Source organism: Salinarimonas ramus (genome assembly GCF_014645695.1).
GTDB classification, from domain to species: domain Bacteria; phylum Pseudomonadota; class Alphaproteobacteria; order Rhizobiales; family Beijerinckiaceae; genus Salinarimonas; species Salinarimonas ramus.
Map to the genome: position 1 here is coordinate 70,214 of NZ_BMMF01000003.1, position 18,838 is coordinate 89,051.

Genomic DNA, 18,838 nt, shown 5'->3' on the forward strand with positions numbered 1-18,838 from the left:
AGGCCTCGCCCGTGAAGACGCTCCCGCTCACCCGCCGCTCGCTCCTCGCCGGTCTCGCCGCCGGCGTCGCCGCACCCGCGATCCTGCGCGCCGAGGCCGTGCGCGCGAGCGACGCGCGCATCGTGATCTCCTCGAACTTCGGGCCGGAGACCGCCTTCCAGGCCGTGGTCGACGCCTTCAACGCGAAGGAGCTCGGCGTCGAGGCCGTGAACCAGTTCGACGGGAACTACGAGGAGGCCACCGCCAAGACGCTGGCCGCGATCTCCGCCGGCCGCCCTCCGGCGCTGATGACCACCGGCTGGAAGTTCGGCTACTACGCCAAGCGCACGCTCGGCGCCCGGGACCTGCGCGAGATCGACGCCGACGCCGCCGAGGCGCTGATCGCCAACTTCGTTCCCTCGGTCCATCCCCTCGTCACCGTCGACGACGCGCTCGTCGGCGTGCCGTGGGCGATGTCGACGCCGATCACCTTCATCAACATGGAGCATTGGCGCGCGGCCGGGCTCGAGGAGACGATCCCCGAGACCATCGACACCGACTGGCTCTACGAGCGCGCCCGCGCCCTCGACGCGGCGCTCGGCGGCGGCGCGCATCCGACCTTCCGCTCGGCGCTCTCGCTGTCGAACAACGAGTGGACGAGCCAGTCCTACGTCCAGAACGCCGGCGGCGCCGTCATCGACGAGACCGGCACGGTGGGTCTCGACCGTCCGGAATCCATCGCCGGCATGGAGCTGTTCTGCGCGCCCGCGCACGAGGGCCTGTGGATCCCCGTCGGCAGCCGCGAGCAGGACGCCGCCTTCGTCTCCGGCGCGCTCTCCATCGTCACGACGAGCTCGACGCGCGTGATCGCGTACCCGCAATCGGCGCCGTTCGAGGTGGCGACGACGCGCTTTCCCGGCGTGCCGGGTCGCGAGCGCCGCATGAACAGCGGCGGCAACTTCCTCGGCGTCTACGCGCAGGATGCGGAGCAGGCGCAGGCGGCGATGCGCTTCCTCGAGTTCTGCGCCTCGCGCGAGGGCCAGGAGCTCTGGTCGGGCGTGGGCTACCTCAATTCCTCGATCCACGAGATCCCGCCGGTCACGCCGCTGATCGCGGCGGCGCAGGCGCAGCTCGCCGACGGGCTCACCGCCGAGACGATCTGGCCCGGCACCCGCGGCTTCGAGGCGCAGAACGCCTGGCGCAACTGGGTCTCGCGCATGCTCGAGCGCGTCGACCCGATCCCGGAGGCGATGGCGCGGGCGCAGGACGAGATCACCGCGCTCGTCTCCGCCTGATGCGCGGCGCCCACGGCGGAAGCCTGCAGACGGCGGGGCTCGTCGCCCCCGCATTCTTCGCCGTCGCCGTCTTCCTCTACCTGCCGATCGCGGCCTCGGGCCTCCTCGCGGTGCTCGACTATCACCCCGCGACGCGCGCGTTCTCCTATGCGGGGCTCGCCAACATCGAGGCCGTCTGGCGCGATCCCGCCTTCCGGGTCGCCGCCTGGAACACGCTCGTCTATTGCCTCGTGCTGGTCCCGGCGCAGGTCGTCGTCCCGCTCCTCCTCGCGCTCGGCCTGCGCGAGATCGCGGGCTCGCGGCTCGCACCCGTCTATTACGCATGCCTGTTCGCGCCGACGCTGGTGAGCTTCTCCGTCGCCGGCGCGGTCTGGCTGCCGCTTCTCAACCCGATCAACGGCGTCCTCAACGAGATGCTGATCGCCATCGGCCTGCCTCCGTCGCGCTGGCACACGGATGCGCGCGCGGCGCTCTGGGTGGTCTGCGTCGTCACCTTCTGGAAGACCTTCGGGCTCAACCTCGTGCTCTGGTACGCGGCCCTGATGACGATCCCCAGGGAGCAGATCGAGGCGGCGCGCATCGACGGCGCGGGCTTCTTCCGGCGGGTGCGCGACATCGACATCCCGCTCGCCTCCCCCACCGCCTTCTTCATCCTGGTGACCACCGTCTTCACCACGCTCGACGACATCGTCGGCATCATCGACGTGCTCACCGGCGGCGGGCCCTTCGAGCGCACGACGAACCTGCCCTATCTCCTCTGGCAGAAGGGGCTCGTCTTCTTCCAGTTCGGGCAGGCGAGCGTCGTCGCGCTCGTCACGATCGCCATCGTGGCGCTGCTCACCTTCGTGCAGTTCCGCTTCGTCGAGCGGCGGGTGACCTATGCGTGAGGTCGCCGCCGCCGAACGCCGCCGGCGCACGGCGCGCCTCCTCGTCCACGGCGCGCTCGCCATCGCCTCGGCGGCGACGCTGTTCCCGCTCGTCTGGATGCTCGCCGCAGCCTTCACGCCCAACGACCTGATCCTCGCGCGCCCCTTCCGGCTCTGGCCGGAGCAGGCGACGCTCGCGAACTTCGCCGCCGCGAGCGAGGCCTACCCGATCTGGCGCTGGCTGTGGAACTCGCTGCTCGCGGCGGCGGCGGTCACCGCCGGCAAGCTCGCGCTGTCGCTTCCCGCGGCCTACGCCTTCGCCCGGGGGCGCCACCGCTGGCGCGACGCCGCCTTCGGCTTCGTGATCGTGACCATGGCGTTCCCGACGGTGATGGTGATCGTACCGACCTATCTCGCCGTCGTGCGGCTCGGCCTCGTCGACACGCTGCCGGCGCTGATCGTGCCCTCGATCCCCTATATCGGCTTCTACGTCTTCTTCTTCCGGCAGGCGATGAAGGCGCTGCCGCCCGAGATGTTCGAGGCGGCGAGCCTCGACGGGGCGGGCTTCCTGCGCCAGTTCGTCGACATAGCCCTTCCCAACGTCGCGCACGTCGTGCCCGCGCTCGCGGCCTTCGCCTTCCTCGGTGCTTGGAACATCTTCCTGTGGGGCCAGCTCACGCTCGCGAGCGTCGAGAACAAGACGCTGGCGGTGGGCGTGGCGCTGTTCTCCGACATCGAAGGCGCACAATCGAGCTGGGGGCCCTTGATGGCGGTGAACAGCCTCGCCATCCTGCCCGTCCTCGTCGTCTTCCTCGTCGCACGGCGCTCCATCGAGCGGGCTTTCGCGAACAGGTGAGCATGCGCATCCTCGTCGTCGGCAACGCCAATTGCGATCGGGTCCTCGTCCTGCGCGAGGCGCTTCGCCCGGGAGGCCGGCATCCGCTCGCCTCGGTGACGGAGCGGACCGGAGGCGCGGGGTATCATGCGGGAGCCGCGATCGCGCGGCTCGGCGGGGAGGCGGTGCTCTCGGCGCGCATCGCGCCCGACGCGCGCGGCGACCAGCTCCTCGCCGACGTCCGCGCGCGGGAGATCCGCACGGAGACGATCGTGCGCGATCATCCCCGCACGACGCCCCTCGAGATCCTCGTCGAGCCGGACGGGCGACGCACGATCCTGTTCGAGCCCGGCGCCGGCGCCGCCGCGACCTGGCCGGACGCGAGCACGGCGCCCTTCGACGGCCTCTACGTCAACACGCACGCGCCGATGCCGACGCACGCGCCCGCGCTCGTACGCCCCGGCGGGCCGATCCTCGCGCAGCTGCCCCTCGTCCATGGCGGGCGCGAAGCCGAGGCGACGCATCCCGCGCCTCTCGTGATCGCCTCGGCGGACGAGCGCCCCGACGTCGCGCCGGATGAAGTGTGGCGCGCCGCGGCGAGGGCGACGGGCGGGCGCGTCGAGCGCCTCGTCCTCACCGACGGCCCGCGCCCGATCCGCGTCCTCGACGCCCACGGCGTCGCGGCGGAGGTGCCGGTGCGGCCCATCTCGGGGCTCGACACGACGGGAGCGGGCGATTTCTTCGCGGGCGCGCTGGTGCTGGCGCTGGCCCGCGGGCGCGCCGTCGCGGACGCCTGCGCCGAGGCCTCCGCGGGCACGGCGCTCCTGCTCGAGGCGCGCACGTCGTGGTGAGTTTCGGGCCGCCCGCGTCGGCCCGCCCGCGTCAGGCGGCCTTGGCGAGGCTCTCGAAGAGGCCGAGCCCGTCCGTGCCGCCGACGAGGCCGTCCACGAGGTTCTCGGGATGGGGCATCATGCCGAGCACGCGCAGGTTCTGCGAGTAGATCCCGGCGATGGCGTTGATCGAGCCGTTGACGTTGGCGTCCTTCGTCAACGAGCCGTCCGCATCGCAATAGCGGAAGGCGACGCGCCCCTCGTCCTCGAGCCGCGCGAGCGTATCCGGATCGGCGAAGTAATTGCCCTCGCCGTGGGCGATGCACACGTCGATCGCCTGGCCCTTCGCGTAGGCGGAGGCGAAGGCGGTGTCCGTGCGCTCGACCCGCAGATGCTGGCGATGGCAGAGGAAGCGCAGGTTGGCGTTGCGCATGAGCACGCCGGGCAGGAGCCCCGATTCGCACAGGATCTGGAAGCCGTTGCACACGCCGAGCACGAGGCCGCCGCGCTCCGCGTGCCGGCGCACAGCCTCCATCGCGGGCGCGCGCCCGGCGATGGCGCCGCAGCGCAGGTAGTCGCCGTAGGAGAAGCCGCCGGGCAGTACCGCGAGGTCCACGCCCGCGGGAAGCTCCGGCTCCGCGTGCCAGACGCGCACGGTCTGCGCACCCGCGCGCACGAGCGCCCGCTCGATGTCCGCGTCGCGGTTGGAGCCGGGGAAGACGACGATCGCGGCGCGCATCAGACGAGCTCGACCCGGTAGTTCTCGATGACGGTGTTGGCGAGGAGCCGCTCGCAGGCGCGCTCCAGCGCGGCCTTGGCGGAGGCCTCGTCGCCGGCGTCGAGCTCGATGTCGAACACCTTGCCCTGCCGCACGGAGGCGACGCCCTCGATCCCGAGCGAGCCGAGCGCCCCCTCGATGGCCTTGCCCTGCGGATCGAGCACGCCGGTCTTCAGGGTGACGGTGACGCGGGCCTTCATCATTGCGCGGGTCCTGATCCTGCGGTCTGTCGAGGACGGCTTAGAGCGCGCCGGCTCGCAGGGCAAGGGCGAGGTCGTGCTCGTCGGCAAATGATGGTCGCAGCCTTTCGCGAGAGGCGGTATCCTCGGGGCGCTGGGGGAGCGGTGTAGTTCGTCGGGCAGGAGCGGCACATGGCACGGCGCGCCTTCGAGAAGATCGCGGAGGGCTTGCGCGAAGCGATCGACATCGCTCGGGGGGAGACCCCTCCCGAGAGGCTGCATGCGATCGCCAAAGCTCCGGATGACGGAGCGCGCGGCCGAAAACCTGGGCGCAAGAAGACCCGGAGCACGTGAAACGCCTCCTCCGAGAGGCCGCCTGACGGCCCTGCGCTGGGGGATCAGCCACCCTCTAGAACGCCTCCTCGGCCACCTGACGCAGGGCGGCCTCGACGGCGGCGGCGTCGTCGCCGACGACGAGGGCGAGGCGTACCTCGCGGCCCTCCTCGCGGGCGAGCGTCGCGCCGTGGGCGACGCGGCCCGTCGCGGCGGCGCCGATGGTCACGGCGAAGCCGCGCAGGCCGCCGACGGCGAGCGGGCGCGTCTCGATGCGCGTCTCGATCCCACGGCGCTCCTCGTTCTCGTCCGTACGATCGCGCTCGGCGATGAAGCGGGCGAGGCGCTGGGGATCGGCGAGGACGGCGCGCACCTCCGCCGCGGCCTCGCCCCGCAGGCGCAGGACGGAGACCATCAGCCGCTCCGGGCACTCGTCCGTCAGGCAGGCGGCGACGCCTTCGGGCTCGCCGCGCTCGACCGCCGCCCAGTTCTGCACCGGCAGCACGAGCCAGCCGCCCTCGTCGGGAAGGCCCGCGACGAGGCGCGGGCCCGCGATGCATCCCGCGAGGGCGAGAAGGGCGAGGCCCGCTGCGAGAGGGGTGAGTCGGAAACGCGGCATGGTGCCCGGGACGAAAGCACGCTCGCGCACCGACCGCCAGAGCGGGCGGGCGCTTTTCCCGTCGCGCGGGGCGCGCGCGTCACACGGTCGCGCGAGGCGATGGCTCGAGCGCCGGCACAGCGAGACCACGAGGGTGAGACCCGGCGGGCCTCTCGCGCGTTATGGGAAGAGCCGCGGGCGCGCGGTGCCGGAAGAACTCCCATGGACGACGCCAGCGTGATCTCCTCCGTCCCTCCCGTCGGGTCGTCCTGGCCCGCCGTCGGCCTCGCCGACGCGCTCGGCCGCGTCCTCGCCGATCCCGGCGCGCCGGCGCACGACCTGCGGCTCCTGCGCGACGGCGGCGAGAACTACCCCGCCTGGCTCGCGGCGATACGCGGCGCGCGGGAGCGGATCGACTTCGAGAATTTCATCGTCGCCGACGACGAGACCGGCCGCGTCTTCGCCGAGGCGCTGATGGAGCGCGCCCGCGCCGGCGTGCGCGTGCGCTTCCTCTACGATTGGCTCGGCTCGGCGGCGCGCAGCTCGCGCGGCTACCGGCGAGCGCTGCGCGAGGCGGGCGTGGCGGTGCGCGTCTACGGGCCGCTGCGGCCCTCGCGGCCGCACTGGTTCGTGCGCGATCATCGCAAGCTCCTCACCGTCGACGGCACGCGCGGCTTCGTCTCGGGCCTGTGCGTCTCCGACCACTGGACCGGCCGCGACGGGGTCGCGCCCTGGCGCGACACCGGCATCGCGCTCGCCGGTCCCGCGGTCGCGGGGCTCGACGCCGCCTTCGCGGAGACCTGGGCGGAGGCCGAGGGCGACGACGACCCGCCGCTCCCCGAGAATGCGGCCACGCCCGCGCATGGGGGAGAGGTCCACGTCGGCGACTTCTCGCCGTTCGCGCCACCGGATGCGGTGCCGGTCCGCATCGCCCACGGCCGCCCGGGAGACCGGCGGCTCTATCGGCTCGATCTCCTCGCCCTCGCCACGGCACGCTCGCGCGCCTTCCTCACGGACAGCTATTTCCTCCCCACCCGCGCCTATCGCGAGGCGCTCCTCGACGCCGCGCGCTGCGGCGTCGACGTGCGCCTGCTCGTGCCCGGCGCCAACGACGTGCCGACGCTGCCCGCCTTCGTGCGCACCGCCTATCGCGAGCTCATCGAGGGGGGCGTGCGCGTCTACGAGTGGACCGGGCCCATGCTCCACGCCAAGACGGCCGTGTTCGACGGCCGGCTCTCGCGGGTGGGCTCGACCAACCTCAACCCGGCGAGCTGGTTCGGGAACTACGAGCTCGACGTCGTCGTCGACGATCCCGGCTTCGGCGCCGCCATGGAGGCGATGTTCGCGCAGGATCTCGCGGGCGCCACCGAGATCGTGCTCGCCGACAAGCGCGGCGCGCCGGCCCTGCCGCGGCCCGTCTCCCTCGATGCGCGCTCGGGCAGCCTCGCGCGCCGCTTCGCGCAAGGGCGCTGGCGGGAGAGCGCGGCCTCCATCGGGCGCGTCGTCGTCTCGGCGATCGCCCAACGAAAGCCGCTCTCGCGGCTCGAGGCGGCGTCGGCCGCGACGCTCGCCGCCATGGCGGCGGTGGCGGCGGTCGCCGTGGCGCTGTGGCCCGGCATCCTCGGCTTCACCGTCTCCGTCACGCTCGGCTGGATCGCGCTCGCGCTCTTCATCCGCCTCGTGCGCGGACGCAGGCGCGTGCGCCTCGCCGAGCAGCGCCTCGCCGCGCAGACGCGCCGCCTGCTCGATCGCCTGCGCCGACCGGACTGAGGGAGGAACGGCCCCGAAGCGCGTGCCGTTCGGCCGCGCGTCCGACGGTCGCGCGGCCACGCTAGGAACCGACGCCTCCCCAGCGTCGTTCGGCAGACACGCGGATGCGGCCCCCGACGCGTCGCGTTCGTCCTCGCGCGCCCCATCCCGGGCGTGCGCCGTCGAGCACGTGAGGGGAACCCCATGGAATTCGACGCCTTCATCCTGTCGCGGATCCAGTTCGCGTTCACGGTGGCGTTCCACATCATCTTCCCGGCCTTCACCATCGGCCTCGCGAGCTGGCTCGCGGCGCTGGAATTCCGGTGGCTGCGCACGGGCAACCCGGTCTTCAAGAACCTCTACAAGTTCTGGGTGAAGGTCTTCGCCGTCTCCTTCGGGCTCGGCGTCGTCTCCGGCATCGTGATGTCCTACCAGTTCGGCACGAACTGGTCGGGCTTCTCGGACTTCACCGGCAACGTGCTCGGGCCCGTCATCGCCTACGAGGTGATCACCGCTTTCTTCCTCGAGGCGGCCTTCCTCGGCATCATGCTGTTCGGCTGGAACAAGGTCGGCGACAAGCTGCACTTCTTCGCCACCTGCATGGTGGCGCTGGGCACGCTGATGTCGGCGTTCTGGATTCTGTCCGCCAATTCCTGGATGCAGACGCCAGCGGGCTTCGCGATCGAGAACGGCGTCGCCGTCCCGGTCGATTGGTTCGCGATCGTCTTCAACCCGTCCTTCCCCAACCGCTTCGCCCACATGGTCATGGCCTGCTACCTGACCACCGCCTTCGCGGTGGCGGGGATGTCCGCCTACATGCTGCTGCGCGGGCGTAGGCAGGGGCTCGCCATGGGTCAGACGCTCCGGATGGAGGGCGCGCGCCGCTCGCTGTCGATGGCGACCGCCTTCGCCGCGATCTTCGCCCCCGTGCAGATCTTCCTGGGCGATCTCCATGGCCTCAACGTGCTGGCCTACCAGCCCACCAAGCTCGCCGCGATGGAGGGCAATTGGGAGACGCAGGCCGGCGCGCCGCTGCTCTTGTTCGCCATTCCCGACGAGGAAGCGGAGGAGAACAGCTTCGAGATCGGCATCCCCAAGCTCGGCTCGCTGATCCTCACCCACGAGTGGGACGGCGTCGTGCCGGGGCTGAAGGAGGTGCCGCCGGAGATGCGCCCGCCGGTCTGGCCTGTCTTCTACTCCTTCCGCGTCATGGTGGCGATCGGCATGCTGATGCTGTTCGTCGGCATCTGGTCGGTGTACCTGCGCCTCAAGGGCCGCCTCGCGGAAAGCCCCGCCTTCCTGTGGACGTGCGTCGCCATGCTGCCGTCGGGCTTCATCGCCGTGCTGACGGGGTGGTTCACCGCCGAGATCGGCCGCCAGCCCTACGTGGTCTACGGGCTCCTGCGCACGATCGACGCGGTCTCGCCCGTCACCACCGGCGCGGTGGCGAGCTCGCTCGTGGCTTTCTTCGTCGTCTACGCGATCGTCTTCACGGCGGGCACCTACTACCTCTTCAAGCTCCTGCGCCGCGGGCCGGACGAGCACGAGGTCATGCCCGGCCAGACCGCGGCCGAGCGCCCCAAGCGGCCCTTCTCCGCCGCCGAGGAGCGCCTGCCCGATCGCGAGGGCGACCGCGCCCGCACCCCCGCCGAATAGAGGAGAGGCAGACATGTACGGATATGCCGACGGCCTCAACGGCCTCGCGCTCTGGCTGCCGCTGATCTGGGCGGGGCTGATCGCGCTCGCCGTGATCATGTATGTCATCATGGACGGCTTCGATCTCGGCGTGGGCATCCTCTTCCGCCCCGCCCAGCGCGAGAATTGGCGCGACCGGATGATGATCTCGGTGGCGCCGATCTGGGATGGGAACGAGACCTGGCTCATCCTCGGCGGCGGCGGGCTCTTCGCCGTCTTCCACCTCGCCTACGCGCTCCTCATGCCGGCGCTCTACATCCCCATCATCGTGATGCTGCTGGCGCTGATCTTCCGCGGCGTGGCTTTCGAGTTCCGCTTCAAGGCGGACGCCTCGAAGTTCCTGTGGGACAATTCCTTCCACTACGGCTCGATCGTCGCGACCTTCGCCCAGGGCGTCGTGCTCGGCACCTTCGTGCAGGGCTTCGAGGTGACGGGGCGCGAGTTCGCCGGCGGCACGTTCGACTGGGCGACGCCCTTCGCCATGATGACGGGCGTGGGCCTCGTCGCCGGCTACGGGCTTCTGGGCGCGACGTGGATCGTGATGAAGACGACGGGCGACCTCGAGCTCTGGGCCCGGCGCAAGGCCAAGCGCTACCTTCTCGGTACCATCCTCGCCATGACGATCGTGTCCGTGTGGGTGCCCTTCCTCGGCGTCGAGATCGAGGCGCGTTGGTTCGCCATGCCCAACATCCTCTACCTCGCGCCGATCCCGCTTCTGACGGCGCTCGTCGCCTTCATGATCTGGCGCACGCTCGAGAACGGGCGGCACTACCCGCCCTTCTTCCTGACGATCGCGCTCTTCCTGCTCGGCTTCCTGGGGCTGGGCGTGAGCCTCTTCCCCTACATCGTGCCGCCCTCGATCACGATCTGGCAGGCGGCGAACACGGTCAACAGCCAGCTCTTCGCGCTCGTCGGGTTCTCCATCGTGATCCCGGTGATCCTGGCCTACACGGTCTACGTCTACTGGGTCTTCCGGGGCAAGGTCGCGGAGACGCTCGAAGAGAGCGGATACCATTGATGCGCGCCGAGACGAGACGCCGGATCGCCTGGTTCGTGGGGCTCTACGTCGCCGGCGGCGCGGTCTTCATGGCCGTCGTCTACGGCCTTCGCGCGATCATCGTCGGCGTGTGAGGACGGTGCGTCAGGGCCCGCGCCGTCCGCGATGGCGGTAGACGCGGTACCCCCGCTCGTCGAGCCCGCGATCCTCCAGCACGAGGTCCGCGGGCTCGCGCCCCCGCGCGCCGGGACCGGTGGCGTAGAGGATCTCGGCCGTATCGGGCAGATCGGCGAGGCGCCAGGCGAGGCGCTCCTCCAGCGCGAGCGCGCCGGATCGGGCGATCTCGGCTTCGACGTGGGCGTGGAGCGCCTCGCGCACCAGCGTCGTCGAGGTGAAGACCGTCTCGAGCCGTCCGCCGCAGAAGCGCCCGCCCCCGCCGGCGCGGTAGGTGTTGGTCGCCACCAGCACGACGTCGACCTCGCGCAGAGGGCGCCCGTCGATGGCGATGTCGCGCACCCGCCGCGCGTCCGGGTTCAGGAGATCCCCGTCGCGGTCGAACCGGGAGGGCACGGTCGGGTCGATCGTGTAGGCGAGCCCGCGGATCATGTCGAAATGGTAGGAGGGGAAGAGCGGATCGACGAGGCGTTGCGGGCCCGCGGCGTGCGGGTCGATCGTCGCGAAGAGCCCCGCCGCCCGCTCGAGCCAGGCGACCACCAGCGCCCCGGTGAGCCGCACGGCGCACACGGCGTTCGGATAGGGGTAGAGCGCCGCGAGGTCACGCATGGCCAGCGGCCCGGCGGGAATGTCGACGTAGCCCGCGGGCCCGTTGCGACCGCCCGCGAGGAAGGGCGCGGCGGCCGAGAGCAGCGGCAGCGCCGCGAGGTCGCTCCCGGCGATCGCCCGACGCACGAAAGCTTCCTGCGCCGCGCACAGCAGCGCGAGATCGCGATCCTCGCCGAGCGCCGTGAAATAGGTGTCGATGGGCGCGCGCGTCTCGCCCACCGGCTTTCGGACATGCGCGAGCGTGCGGGCGTGGACGTCCGCCGTGAGGTCGAGGAGCGCCGCCGCCGCGGGCGGCGCGGGCTCGGCGAGCGGCGGAACGGGACGGGCCTCGCAACGCGCGGCGGCGACGCGGATGCCGTCCTCTCCCGTCATCTCCAGATCGAGATCGACGATGCCCAGATGCGAGCCGTAGAAGCCCGGCATCACCGCCGGCACGCCGTGCAGCCGGCCGGCATCGGCGTCGACGCCCGGAATGTGGGCGAAGTCGCGCCCGCCCGGGAAGACGCGGTGGAGATGGCCCGCGACGACGACGTCGATGCCGGGGATCTGCGCCACGAACAGGGCCGCGTTCTCCTCGCCACCCACGCGCGGCCCCTCCGCGATGCCCGCGTGGCAGAGCGCGATCACGAGGTCCGCGCCCGCCGTGCGCATCGCGGGCACGGTGCGCGCCAGCGCGTCCACCATGTCCTCGGCGCAAAGCTCGTCGCCGACGAGCGCCTTGTCCCACATCAGCACCTGCGGCGGCACGACGCCGGTGACGCCGACGCGAAGCTTGCGCGCGAGGCCGGGCACGGCGCGCTCCAGGATCGTGAAGGCGGGAAGGAGCGCCGACCCGTCCGCGCGCGCGAGATTGGCGCATACGACCGGGAAGGAGGCGCGCCCGTAGGCCGCCTCGGCGAAGGCGAGGCCGTAGTTGAACTCGTGGTTCCCCAGCCCCGCCGCGTCGCAGCCCAGCGCGTCGAGGCAGGCGATCATCGGGTGGCTCTCGCCGGGGCCGAGCCCGGCGCTCCCCACGAGATCGCCGAGCGCCGCGCCCTGCAGGAGATCGCCGTTGTCCACGAGGAGGACAGCCGCCCCGTCGCGCGCCGCCTCCTCGCGCGCGATCGCGATCGCGGCTGCGGCCGCGACGAGCCCGGTGCGCGGGTTGGGGCGGTCCCGCAGATAGTCCCAGGGCTGGGCGTGGGCGTGGAGATCGGAGGTCGCGACGAGGCGCAGGCGTGGCATGCGGGGGCGCCTCAGCGGAGCTTCAGGTTCGGCGTCGTGCCGAACAGCGCGCTATGGACGGTGAGCGCGTAGCTGTCCGTCATGCCGGCGATGTAGTCGGCGACGCGCCGCGCGATGCGCCCCTCCTCGGCGCCGTCGAGCCCGGCGCGCCATTCCTCCGGCATCGCCGCGGGCTCGGCGGTGAAGCGCGCGAACAGGTCGCGCACGATCCGATCGGCGTCGGCGCGCACCGCCTTCACCTTCGGATGCCGGTACATGTTGGGATAGAGATAGCCCTTGATCGCCCGGTCCGCCGCCGCCATCGCGGGGGAGAAGCCCACCAGCGTGCGCCCGGCGCGGCGAACGTCCTCGGCACTCTGCGGCGCGGCCTCGGCGAGGCGGCCCTCGCTCGTGTTTATCACGTCCTCGACCATGCGCGTGATCACGCGCCGCACCAGCTCGTGGATGCGCCGCGGCGTCTCGAGACCAGGATAGCGCCCGTCCACCTCCGCCAGGAGCTCGGCCAGGAAGGGGATCGCCTTCAGGTCGTCCACCGAGAACAGCCCCGCGCGCAGGCCGTCGTCGATGTCGTGGGCGTCGTAGGCGATGTCGTCGGCGATGGCCGCGGCCTGCGCCTCGCCGGAGGCGTGGGTCGACAGTTCCAGGCCGAACTCGCGGTCGAAATCGAGGATCGCACCCGGCACGCCGTGGGCGGCGTAGCGCTCGCGGGGGCGCCCGGCCTCGTCGACGAGGGGACCGTTGTGCTTCACGAGCCCCTCGAGCGTCTCCCAGGTGAGGTCGAGCCCGTCGTGCTCGGCGTAGCGCCGCTCGAGCCGCGTGACGATGCGCAGCGCCTGCGCATTGTGGTCGAAGCCGCCATGGCCTGCCATCAGGTCGTCGAGCGCGTCCTCGCCGGTGTGCCCGAAGGGCGTGTGGCCGAGATCGTGGGAGAGCGCGAGCGCCTCCGCCAGATCCTCGTCGAGGCCCAGCGAGCGGGCGATGGCACGGGCGATCTGCGCCACCTCGATCGTGTGCGTGAGGCGCGTGCGGAAATGGTCGCCTTCGTGGAAGACGAAGACCTGCGTCTTGTGCTTGAGGCGTCGGAAGGCCGAGGAATGGATGATGCGGTCGCGGTCGCGCTGGAATTCCGAGCGCGTCGGCGACGCGCTCGCCCCGTGCTGGCGCCCGCGGCTCGCGCCGGGATCGCAGGCCCATGGGGCCCGCCACCTGTCGCCGCCCGAGCGCATGACCCCTCCCCGTTGCGGTGCGATCCTCCTCGACTTACATTCCGGGCAATGGCTTTGGCAAGTTCGAGGAACGAGACGAGATGGCCGGCATCGAGCTGACGGAGCGCGCGGCGCGCCGCATCGCCGAAATCATGAAGGACGAGCCCGCAGGCTCGATGCTGCGCATCTCCGTCCAGGGCGGCGGCTGCTCGGGCTTCCAGTACGCCTTCGACGTCGACGCCGCGCGCCAGGACGACGACGTCGTCGTCGAGCGCGACGGGGCGGGCGTGCTCGTGGACGAGATGTCGCTGCAATACATGGAGGGCGCCGTCATCGACTTCGTCGACGACCTGATCGGCCAGTCCTTCAAGATCGAGAACCCCCAGGCCCAGGCGAGCTGCGGCTGCGGCGTGAGCTTCACGATCTGAAGTCTCCTTCCCTATAGGGGAAGCTGGCCCTATAGGGGAAGCTGGCGCCGGCGAAAGCCGGTGACGGATGGCGCACGCGCAACGCGTGTTCGGCGAGCCGAATGCGGCGCTTCGCCGGCAGGCGACGGACCCCACCCCTAGCCGCCTCCGGCGGCGTTCCCCTCCCCTACAGGGAGGGAAGCGGCCCTCACCCCTCGCGCATCGGCCCCGGCTCCTGGCGGACCTCGAGCCCGTAGGCCTTCAGCTCCGCGCCGGCCATCTCCATCTCGCGCTTGACCACCGCCTGGAAGCGCTGGTTGGGGCCGAAGCCGCCGAGCGGGCCGTCCTCCAGCTTCGCGAGCGCGTGCCCGCACTCGTGGATGAGGAGGTCGAGGAGATCGCCCTGCTCGAGGTTGATGTAGACCTTCTCGTCCTGAGCGCCGATCGTCGCCCAGGAATAGCCGCCGCCCCAGCCGACGCGGATCCAGATCGTGTCGTTCTGCGCGAGCGAAGCATCCATCACCCCGCGGAAGGTGGGCGAGATCCGCACGAGGTCCTCGAGGTAGGACATGGTCTCCGCCGCCCGCTCGCCGGAGACGATCACCCGCTCCTCGAAGCCGACGACCACGTCGCGCGCACGCCGCTTGACGAGATGATGATCCAGGTACTCGTGCCGCAGCGCCTGCTGGAAGGCGCGCGCTGCCTCGCGCTCGTCGATATCCTGCCGGTCGCCGGGGCGGACGCCGTCGACGCCGGTGGGGCCCTTCACCTGGGACAGGGGCAGACGCCGAAGGTCCTTCATACGCCTTTCGCTCCATGGGAGATTGCCCGAGCATATAGCACGCGGCGGAGCCGGCGACGACAGGCTCCGGCGCTGCCACGCGGTCGCGCCACTTGATCCCCGCCGCCCGCCGCGCCATCACCGCGCCATGCGCGCCTTCGACACGCCTCTGCCCATCGACGCGGCCCTGCCCGACCTCGACCGAGCGCTCCGCGAGCGGTCGAGCGCCGTCCTCGTGGCGCCGCCCGGCGCGGGCAAGACGACGCGCGTGCCCCTCGCCCTCCTCGACGAGCCCTGGACCGCGGGCGGCAAGCTGATCGTGCTCGAGCCCCGCCGCCTCGCCGCGCGCGCCGCGGCGCAGCGCATGGCCGAGACGCTGGGGGAGCGGGTCGGCGAGACGGTGGGCCTGCGCGTGCGGCTGGGCACCAAGGTCTCGGCCCGCACCCGCATCGAGGTCGTCACCGAGGGCGTCTTCACCCGCATGATCCTCGACGACCCGACACTGGAGGGCGTCGCAGCGGTGCTCTTCGACGAGTTCCACGAGCGCTCGCTGGACGCCGATCTCGGCCTCGCCCTCGCGCGCGACGCCCAAGCGGGGCTACGCGAGGACCTGCGCCTCCTCGTCATGTCGGCGACGCTCGACGGCGCACGGGTGGCGGCGCTCCTCGACGAGGCGCCGGTCGTCTCGTCCGAGGGCCGCGCCTTCGCCGTCGAGACCCGTCACGTCGGCCGCGATCCGCGCCAGCGCATCGAGGAGGCGATCGCGAGCGTCGTCGTGCGCGCGCTCGCGGAAGAAGCCGGCTCGCTCCTCGTCTTCCTGCCCGGCCAGGCCGAGATCCGCCGTACCGCGGCCCTGCTCGCGGAGCGCGTGCGCGATCCCGCGGTGGAGATCGCGCCGCTCTACGGGGCGCTGGAGCGCGCCGAGCAGGATCGCGCGGTCTCGCCCGCTCCCGCCGGGCGGCGCAAGGTCGTGCTGGCCACGGCAATCGCGGGGACCTCGCTCACCATCGAGGGCGTGCGGGTCGTGATCGATTCGGGGCTCTCGCGCGTGCCGGTCTACGAGCCGGCCGTGGGGCTCACCCGGCTCGCGACGGTGCGCGTCTCGCGCGCCTCCGCCGACCAGCGGCGCGGGCGCGCGGGGCGCACCGAGCCCGGCATCTGCTATCGCCTGTGGGAGGAAGCAGGCACCGGAGCGCTCCAGCCCTTCTCGACGCCCGAGATCCTGGCCGCCGACCTCTCCTCCCTCGTCCTCGATTGCGCCGCCTGGGGCGTCACGGACCCCGCCTCGCTCGCCTTCCTCGATCCGCCGCCGGCGCCCGCTCTGGCGGAGGCGCGTGCGCTGCTCTCCGAGATCGGCGCCCTCGACGCGGATGCCCGCCTCACCCCCCTCGGCGCGCGCCTGCGGGCGCTTCCGCTGCCGCCGCGGCTCGCCGCCATGCTGATCCGTGCCGCGGACGCGGGAGAAGCGGCACGTGCGGCGCAGGTCGCCGCGCTCCTCGTCGAGCGCGGGCTCGGCGGGGAGGACGTCGATCTCTCCCATCGCCTCGACCGTTTCGTGCGCGAGCGTGGCGGGCGCGCCGCCGACATGCGCCGCCTCGCCGAGGGCTGGGCCCGCGAGGCGACGAGCGGGGTGGCGCCGCGGGAGGCGCACGGGCTGTCGATCGGCGCGCTCGTCTCCCTGGCCTATCCCGACCGCATCGCGCGCGCCCGCGGACGCCCCGGCGAGGTCGTCCTCGCCAACGGTCGCGGCGCGGCGCTGGAGCCGCATCTCGCGCTCGCCCGCGAGCCGCTCCTCTCGGTGGCCGAGATCGCGGGCGCGGCGGGCAACGCCCGGGTCCTGGCCGCGGCGGCGCTCACGCCCGACGAGATCGAGGCGCTCCATGCCGAGCGCATCGTCTCTCGCGACGAGGTCGCCTTCGATGCGAAGGCGCGGGCCGTGCGCGGGCGCGCCGTGCGGCGGCTGGGCTCCGTCGTCTTGTCCGAGCGGCCGATCTCGCTTTCCGCCGCGCCAGAGACGGCGGAGATCCTCGCCCGCGGCGTCGCGCGGCTCGGCCTCGACGCGCTGCCCTGGTCGAAGGGGGCGGCGCAGCTACGCCGGCGCATGGCCTTCCTGCGCGCCGCGGAGGGCGAGCCCTGGCCCGACGTCTCGGACGCGGCGCTGACGCAGACGATCGCGGATTGGCTCGCGCCCATGCTCGCGGGAAAGACGGCGCTCGCGCAGATCGAGCCGGGAGACCTGATCGAGGGCCTGCGCGCGCTCCTGCCCTGGGATCTCGCCCGGCGCCTCGACGCGGAGGCGCCGACGCATTGGCGCGCGCCCACCGGCTCGTCGGTCGCCGTCGACTGGGACGGCGAGGAGCCCTCGATCGCCATCCGCGTGCAGGAGCTCTACGGGCTCTCGACACACCCCTCCCTCGCCGGCGGACGCCGCCCGCTCGTGCTCGAGCTGCTCTCGCCGGCCCATCGCCCGATCCAGGTGACCCGCGACCTCCCGGGCTTCTGGCGCGGCTCCTGGGCCGAGGTCCGCGCCGAGATGCGCGGACGCTACCCCAAGCACCCCTGGCCCGAGGATCCCGCGAGCGCCGCGCCGACCACGCGCGCCAAGCCGCGCGGCACGTGACCGCCTCGGACGCGACACCTAGCCCGGCGGGGCGACGGCGAGCTCGCGGACGAAGGCGGCGAGCTTGTCGTCGTAGGCGGGCGTGCCCTCCTCGCGATTGCGCAGGTCGACGACGGCGCGCGGCGAGCGGTCGCAGAGGCGCGCCATGTCCTCGCCGGCTTCGCTCTGCCCGCCGCCATGGGTGTAGAGAGTGGCGTAGTCCGCCAGCCGGTCGCGGTTCGCCTTCAGGAAGGCGCGGACCGGCGGCGTCACGTGCCCCGCCCAGATCGGCGTCGCCACGACGACGAGCTCGTAGCGCTCGATCGGCGCCTCCATCGGCTCGATCGCGCAGGGGCGCGCGCGGCGCGCCCCCCAGGCGGCGCGAACGAGCCCGATCGCCCCGCGATAGCGCTCCGGCGCCCGCGGGCGTATCTCCGTCAGGTCCGCTCCGACGAGCGCCGCGAAGCGCTCCGCCGCGCGGCGCGTGTGCCCGGTGCGGGAATGATAGGCGACGAGGATGCCGGCCATGGCCTCACCTCCAGATCCCCCCGGTGCGGAAGTGGGCACGGGTCGGCGGCCCTGCGCAAGTCCTTGCGTCGTCGGTGGGCCTGTCGCACGGGCCCGAGGCATGGCAGGAACGCAAAGCACCTTCCTCTCGCCGGACCCGCCGCCATGACGCCCCGCTTCGCCTTCGAGGATTTTCGCCCCGGCGACACCATGAGCTACGCGCCCGTTCTCCTCGACGAGGCGGCGATCGTGGCCTTCGCGCACGACTGGGATCCGCAGCCCTTCCATCTCGACGCGGCGGCGGCGCGGGAGACCTTCGCGGGGCGGCTCATCGCCTCGGGCTGGCATTCCTGCGCGATCCTGATGCGCATGATCGCCGACGCGTTCATCCTCGACGCGACCTCGCTGGGCGCACCGGGCATCGAGGAGGTGCGCTGGCGCGCGCCCGTCCTGCCGGGCACGCGCATCGGCGGCGCGCACGAGGTGCTCGAGACCCGCGCCTCGCGCTCGAAGCCGCAGATGGGGCTCGTGCGTTTCCGCTTCCGCCTCGTCGACGAGCGCGACGAGACGCTGCTCGAGCAGGTGAACTGGATCCTCTTCGGCCGCCGCGACGCGCCGGCGCCCTCGCCGATGGCACGCCCCACCGGCACGTCGACGCCCGAGCCGCTCGCTCTGGAGGAGGCCGCTCCCGCCCTTCCCTTCGAGGCGCTCGTGCCCGGCACGCGCGAGGTGCTCGGCACGCACTGCTTCTCGGCCGACGAGATCGTCGCCTTCGCCCACGCCTTCGATCCACAGCTCTTCCATGTCGACGCGGAGGCGGCGGCGAAGAGCCGGTTCGGCGGGCTGTGCGCGTCGGGCTGGCATACGAACGCCGCCTTCATGCGCACCCTCGTCGCGCATCGCAGGCGCCAGGAGGACGCCGCCCGCGCGGCCGGGCGCATCCCGGTGCGGCTGGGCGCCTCGCCCGGCTTCCGAAACCTCGCCTGGTCGCGCCCGGTCTATGCCGGGGACACGATCACCTACACCTCCACCATCGTCGACGTGCGCGCCGCGCGCTCACGCCCGGGCTGGGGGCTCGTGCGCCATCGCAACGAGGGCGTGAACCAGGACGGCGAGACCGTGCTCGCCTTCGACGGCGCCGTGTTCTGGGAGGGCGCGGGCGCCTGAGGCCGGCTTCAAGCTTCGCGCCCGGCGAAGC

At 72.5% G+C, this 18,838-nt stretch carries 18 protein-coding genes; 11 read left to right on the forward strand and 7 right to left on the reverse strand.

The window, feature by feature from the left end; all coding sequences use genetic code 11:
- Window positions 1–11 precede the first annotated feature (11 nt).
- The 4 genes from IEX89_RS04960 to IEX89_RS04975 are packed head-to-tail and all read left to right on the forward strand — an operon-like array spanning window position 12 to window position 3,826.
- On the forward strand, window positions 12–1,274 hold the full coding sequence (locus IEX89_RS04960; protein ID WP_188910254.1) for an extracellular solute-binding protein: 1,263 nt from the start codon (window positions 12–14) through the stop codon (window positions 1,272–1,274).
- Entirely contained in the window at window positions 1,274–2,161 is an 888-nt protein-coding gene (locus IEX89_RS04965; RefSeq protein WP_188910256.1) for a carbohydrate ABC transporter permease, read from the forward strand. Before IEX89_RS04960 ends, IEX89_RS04965 begins: the two co-directional genes overlap by 1 nt.
- A complete protein-coding gene (locus IEX89_RS04970) occupies window positions 2,154–2,996 on the forward strand; it encodes a carbohydrate ABC transporter permease (RefSeq protein WP_188910258.1) in 843 nt (280 codons plus the stop codon). Before IEX89_RS04965 ends, IEX89_RS04970 begins: the two co-directional genes overlap by 8 nt.
- A 2-nt stretch (window positions 2,997–2,998) precedes the next feature.
- On the forward strand, window positions 2,999–3,826 hold the full coding sequence (locus IEX89_RS04975; protein ID WP_188910260.1) for a carbohydrate kinase family protein: 828 nt from the start codon (window positions 2,999–3,001) through the stop codon (window positions 3,824–3,826).
- A 31-nt stretch (window positions 3,827–3,857) separates the two neighbouring features.
- On the opposite strand, the gene purQ is transcribed toward IEX89_RS04975, so the two are convergent.
- Both purQ and purS read right to left on the reverse strand, forming a co-directional pair.
- Entirely contained in the window at window positions 3,858–4,544 is a 687-nt protein-coding gene (gene purQ, locus IEX89_RS04980) for a phosphoribosylformylglycinamidine synthase subunit PurQ (RefSeq protein WP_188910262.1), read from the reverse strand.
- Window positions 4,544–4,783: a phosphoribosylformylglycinamidine synthase subunit PurS gene (gene purS / locus IEX89_RS04985; RefSeq protein ID WP_188910972.1), complete on the reverse strand. Its 240-nt coding sequence runs from the start codon at window positions 4,781–4,783 to the stop codon at window positions 4,544–4,546. The genes purQ and purS overlap by 1 nt, the downstream gene beginning before the upstream one ends.
- Before the next feature lie 171 nt (window positions 4,784–4,954).
- Between purS and IEX89_RS24225 the strand changes: the two genes are divergently transcribed.
- Window positions 4,955–5,116 carry a hypothetical protein gene (locus tag IEX89_RS24225; RefSeq protein WP_210317580.1) on the forward strand — a complete coding sequence of 54 codons (162 nt, stop codon included), beginning with the start codon at window positions 4,955–4,957 and terminating at the stop codon, window positions 5,114–5,116.
- 55 nt (window positions 5,117–5,171) lie between these two features.
- Here the strand turns inward: IEX89_RS24225 and IEX89_RS04990 are convergent, their stop codons facing one another.
- Entirely contained in the window at window positions 5,172–5,714 is a 543-nt protein-coding gene (locus tag IEX89_RS04990) for a hypothetical protein (protein ID WP_188910264.1), read from the reverse strand.
- A 201-nt stretch (window positions 5,715–5,915) separates the two neighbouring features.
- Here IEX89_RS04990 and IEX89_RS04995 point away from each other — a divergent pair, with 201 nt between their 5' ends.
- From IEX89_RS04995 to cydB, 3 genes are all read left to right on the forward strand, one after another.
- On the forward strand, window positions 5,916–7,463 hold the full coding sequence (locus IEX89_RS04995; RefSeq protein WP_188910266.1) for a phospholipase D-like domain-containing protein: 1,548 nt from the start codon (window positions 5,916–5,918) through the stop codon (window positions 7,461–7,463).
- Window positions 7,464–7,646: 183 nt separating this feature from the next.
- Window positions 7,647–9,098 carry a cytochrome ubiquinol oxidase subunit I gene (locus tag IEX89_RS05000; RefSeq protein WP_188910268.1) on the forward strand — a complete coding sequence of 484 codons (1,452 nt, stop codon included), beginning with the start codon at window positions 7,647–7,649 and terminating at the stop codon, window positions 9,096–9,098.
- 13 nt (window positions 9,099–9,111) lie between these two features.
- Window positions 9,112–10,155: a cytochrome d ubiquinol oxidase subunit II gene (gene cydB / locus IEX89_RS05005; RefSeq protein WP_188910270.1), complete on the forward strand. Its 1,044-nt coding sequence runs from the start codon at window positions 9,112–9,114 to the stop codon at window positions 10,153–10,155.
- 123 nt (window positions 10,156–10,278) lie between these two features.
- Here the strand turns inward: cydB and IEX89_RS05010 are convergent, their stop codons facing one another.
- Together IEX89_RS05010 and IEX89_RS05015 are read right to left on the reverse strand one after the other, a co-directional pair.
- Complete coding sequence (locus tag IEX89_RS05010; RefSeq protein WP_188910272.1) at window positions 10,279–12,141, reverse strand: bifunctional 2',3'-cyclic-nucleotide 2'-phosphodiesterase/3'-nucleotidase; 1,863 nt, start codon at window positions 12,139–12,141, stop codon at window positions 10,279–10,281.
- An 11-nt stretch (window positions 12,142–12,152) separates the two neighbouring features.
- Window positions 12,153–13,367, reverse strand: coding sequence for a deoxyguanosinetriphosphate triphosphohydrolase (locus tag IEX89_RS05015; protein WP_188910274.1), 1,215 nt, complete (start codon window positions 13,365–13,367; stop codon window positions 12,153–12,155).
- A gap of 80 nt (window positions 13,368–13,447) precedes the next feature.
- Here IEX89_RS05015 and erpA point away from each other — a divergent pair, with 80 nt between their 5' ends.
- Window positions 13,448–13,774 carry an iron-sulfur cluster insertion protein ErpA gene (gene erpA, locus IEX89_RS05020; protein ID WP_188910276.1) on the forward strand — a complete coding sequence of 109 codons (327 nt, stop codon included), beginning with the start codon at window positions 13,448–13,450 and terminating at the stop codon, window positions 13,772–13,774.
- 187 nt (window positions 13,775–13,961) lie between these two features.
- Here erpA and IEX89_RS05025 read toward each other — a convergent pair whose 3' ends face one another.
- A complete protein-coding gene (locus IEX89_RS05025) occupies window positions 13,962–14,555 on the reverse strand; it encodes a hypothetical protein (protein ID WP_188910278.1) in 594 nt (197 codons plus the stop codon).
- A gap of 127 nt (window positions 14,556–14,682) precedes the next feature.
- On the opposite strand from IEX89_RS05025, the gene hrpB reads away from it, so the two are divergent.
- The gene (hrpB, locus tag IEX89_RS05030; RefSeq protein WP_188910280.1) at window positions 14,683–17,154 is read left to right on the forward strand and encodes an ATP-dependent helicase HrpB; all 2,472 of its coding nucleotides are present in this window, start codon (window positions 14,683–14,685) and stop codon (window positions 17,152–17,154) included.
- An 18-nt stretch (window positions 17,155–17,172) separates the two neighbouring features.
- Here the strand turns inward: hrpB and IEX89_RS05035 are convergent, their stop codons facing one another.
- Window positions 17,173–17,661: a flavodoxin family protein gene (locus IEX89_RS05035; RefSeq protein ID WP_188910282.1), complete on the reverse strand. Its 489-nt coding sequence runs from the start codon at window positions 17,659–17,661 to the stop codon at window positions 17,173–17,175.
- 144 nt (window positions 17,662–17,805) lie between these two features.
- Between IEX89_RS05035 and IEX89_RS05040 the strand changes: the two genes are divergently transcribed.
- Window positions 17,806–18,807 carry a MaoC family dehydratase gene (locus IEX89_RS05040; RefSeq protein ID WP_188910284.1) on the forward strand — a complete coding sequence of 334 codons (1,002 nt, stop codon included), beginning with the start codon at window positions 17,806–17,808 and terminating at the stop codon, window positions 18,805–18,807.
- The last annotated feature ends 31 nt before the right edge of the window (window positions 18,808–18,838 follow it).

Coding starts and splice junctions, on each gene's coding strand:
- IEX89_RS04965 (WP_188910256.1), top strand. CDS start 1,274: ATGCGCGGCGCCCACGGCGGAAGCCTGCAGACGGCGGGGCTCGTCGCC.
- IEX89_RS04970 (WP_188910258.1), top strand. CDS start 2,154: ATGCGTGAGGTCGCCGCCGCCGAACGCCGCCGGCGCACGGCGCGCCTC.
- IEX89_RS04975 (WP_188910260.1), top strand. CDS start 2,999: ATGCGCATCCTCGTCGTCGGCAACGCCAATTGCGATCGGGTCCTCGTC.
- purQ (WP_188910262.1), bottom strand. CDS start 4,544: ATGCGCGCCGCGATCGTCGTCTTCCCCGGCTCCAACCGCGACGCGGAC.
- purS (WP_188910972.1), bottom strand. CDS start 4,783: ATGAAGGCCCGCGTCACCGTCACCCTGAAGACCGGCGTGCTCGATCCG.
- IEX89_RS24225 (WP_210317580.1), top strand. CDS start 4,955: ATGGCACGGCGCGCCTTCGAGAAGATCGCGGAGGGCTTGCGCGAAGCG.
- IEX89_RS04990 (WP_188910264.1), bottom strand. CDS start 5,714: ATGCCGCGTTTCCGACTCACCCCTCTCGCAGCGGGCCTCGCCCTTCTC.
- IEX89_RS04995 (WP_188910266.1), top strand. CDS start 5,916: ATGGACGACGCCAGCGTGATCTCCTCCGTCCCTCCCGTCGGGTCGTCC.
- IEX89_RS05000 (WP_188910268.1), top strand. CDS start 7,647: ATGGAATTCGACGCCTTCATCCTGTCGCGGATCCAGTTCGCGTTCACG.
- cydB (WP_188910270.1), top strand. CDS start 9,112: ATGTACGGATATGCCGACGGCCTCAACGGCCTCGCGCTCTGGCTGCCG.
- IEX89_RS05010 (WP_188910272.1), bottom strand. CDS start 12,141: ATGCCACGCCTGCGCCTCGTCGCGACCTCCGATCTCCACGCCCACGCC.
- IEX89_RS05015 (WP_188910274.1), bottom strand. CDS start 13,367: ATGCGCTCGGGCGGCGACAGGTGGCGGGCCCCATGGGCCTGCGATCCC.
- erpA (WP_188910276.1), top strand. CDS start 13,448: ATGGCCGGCATCGAGCTGACGGAGCGCGCGGCGCGCCGCATCGCCGAA.
- IEX89_RS05025 (WP_188910278.1), bottom strand. CDS start 14,555: ATGAAGGACCTTCGGCGTCTGCCCCTGTCCCAGGTGAAGGGCCCCACC.
- hrpB (WP_188910280.1), top strand. CDS start 14,683: ATGCGCGCCTTCGACACGCCTCTGCCCATCGACGCGGCCCTGCCCGAC.
- IEX89_RS05035 (WP_188910282.1), bottom strand. CDS start 17,661: ATGGCCGGCATCCTCGTCGCCTATCATTCCCGCACCGGGCACACGCGC.
- IEX89_RS05040 (WP_188910284.1), top strand. CDS start 17,806: ATGACGCCCCGCTTCGCCTTCGAGGATTTTCGCCCCGGCGACACCATG.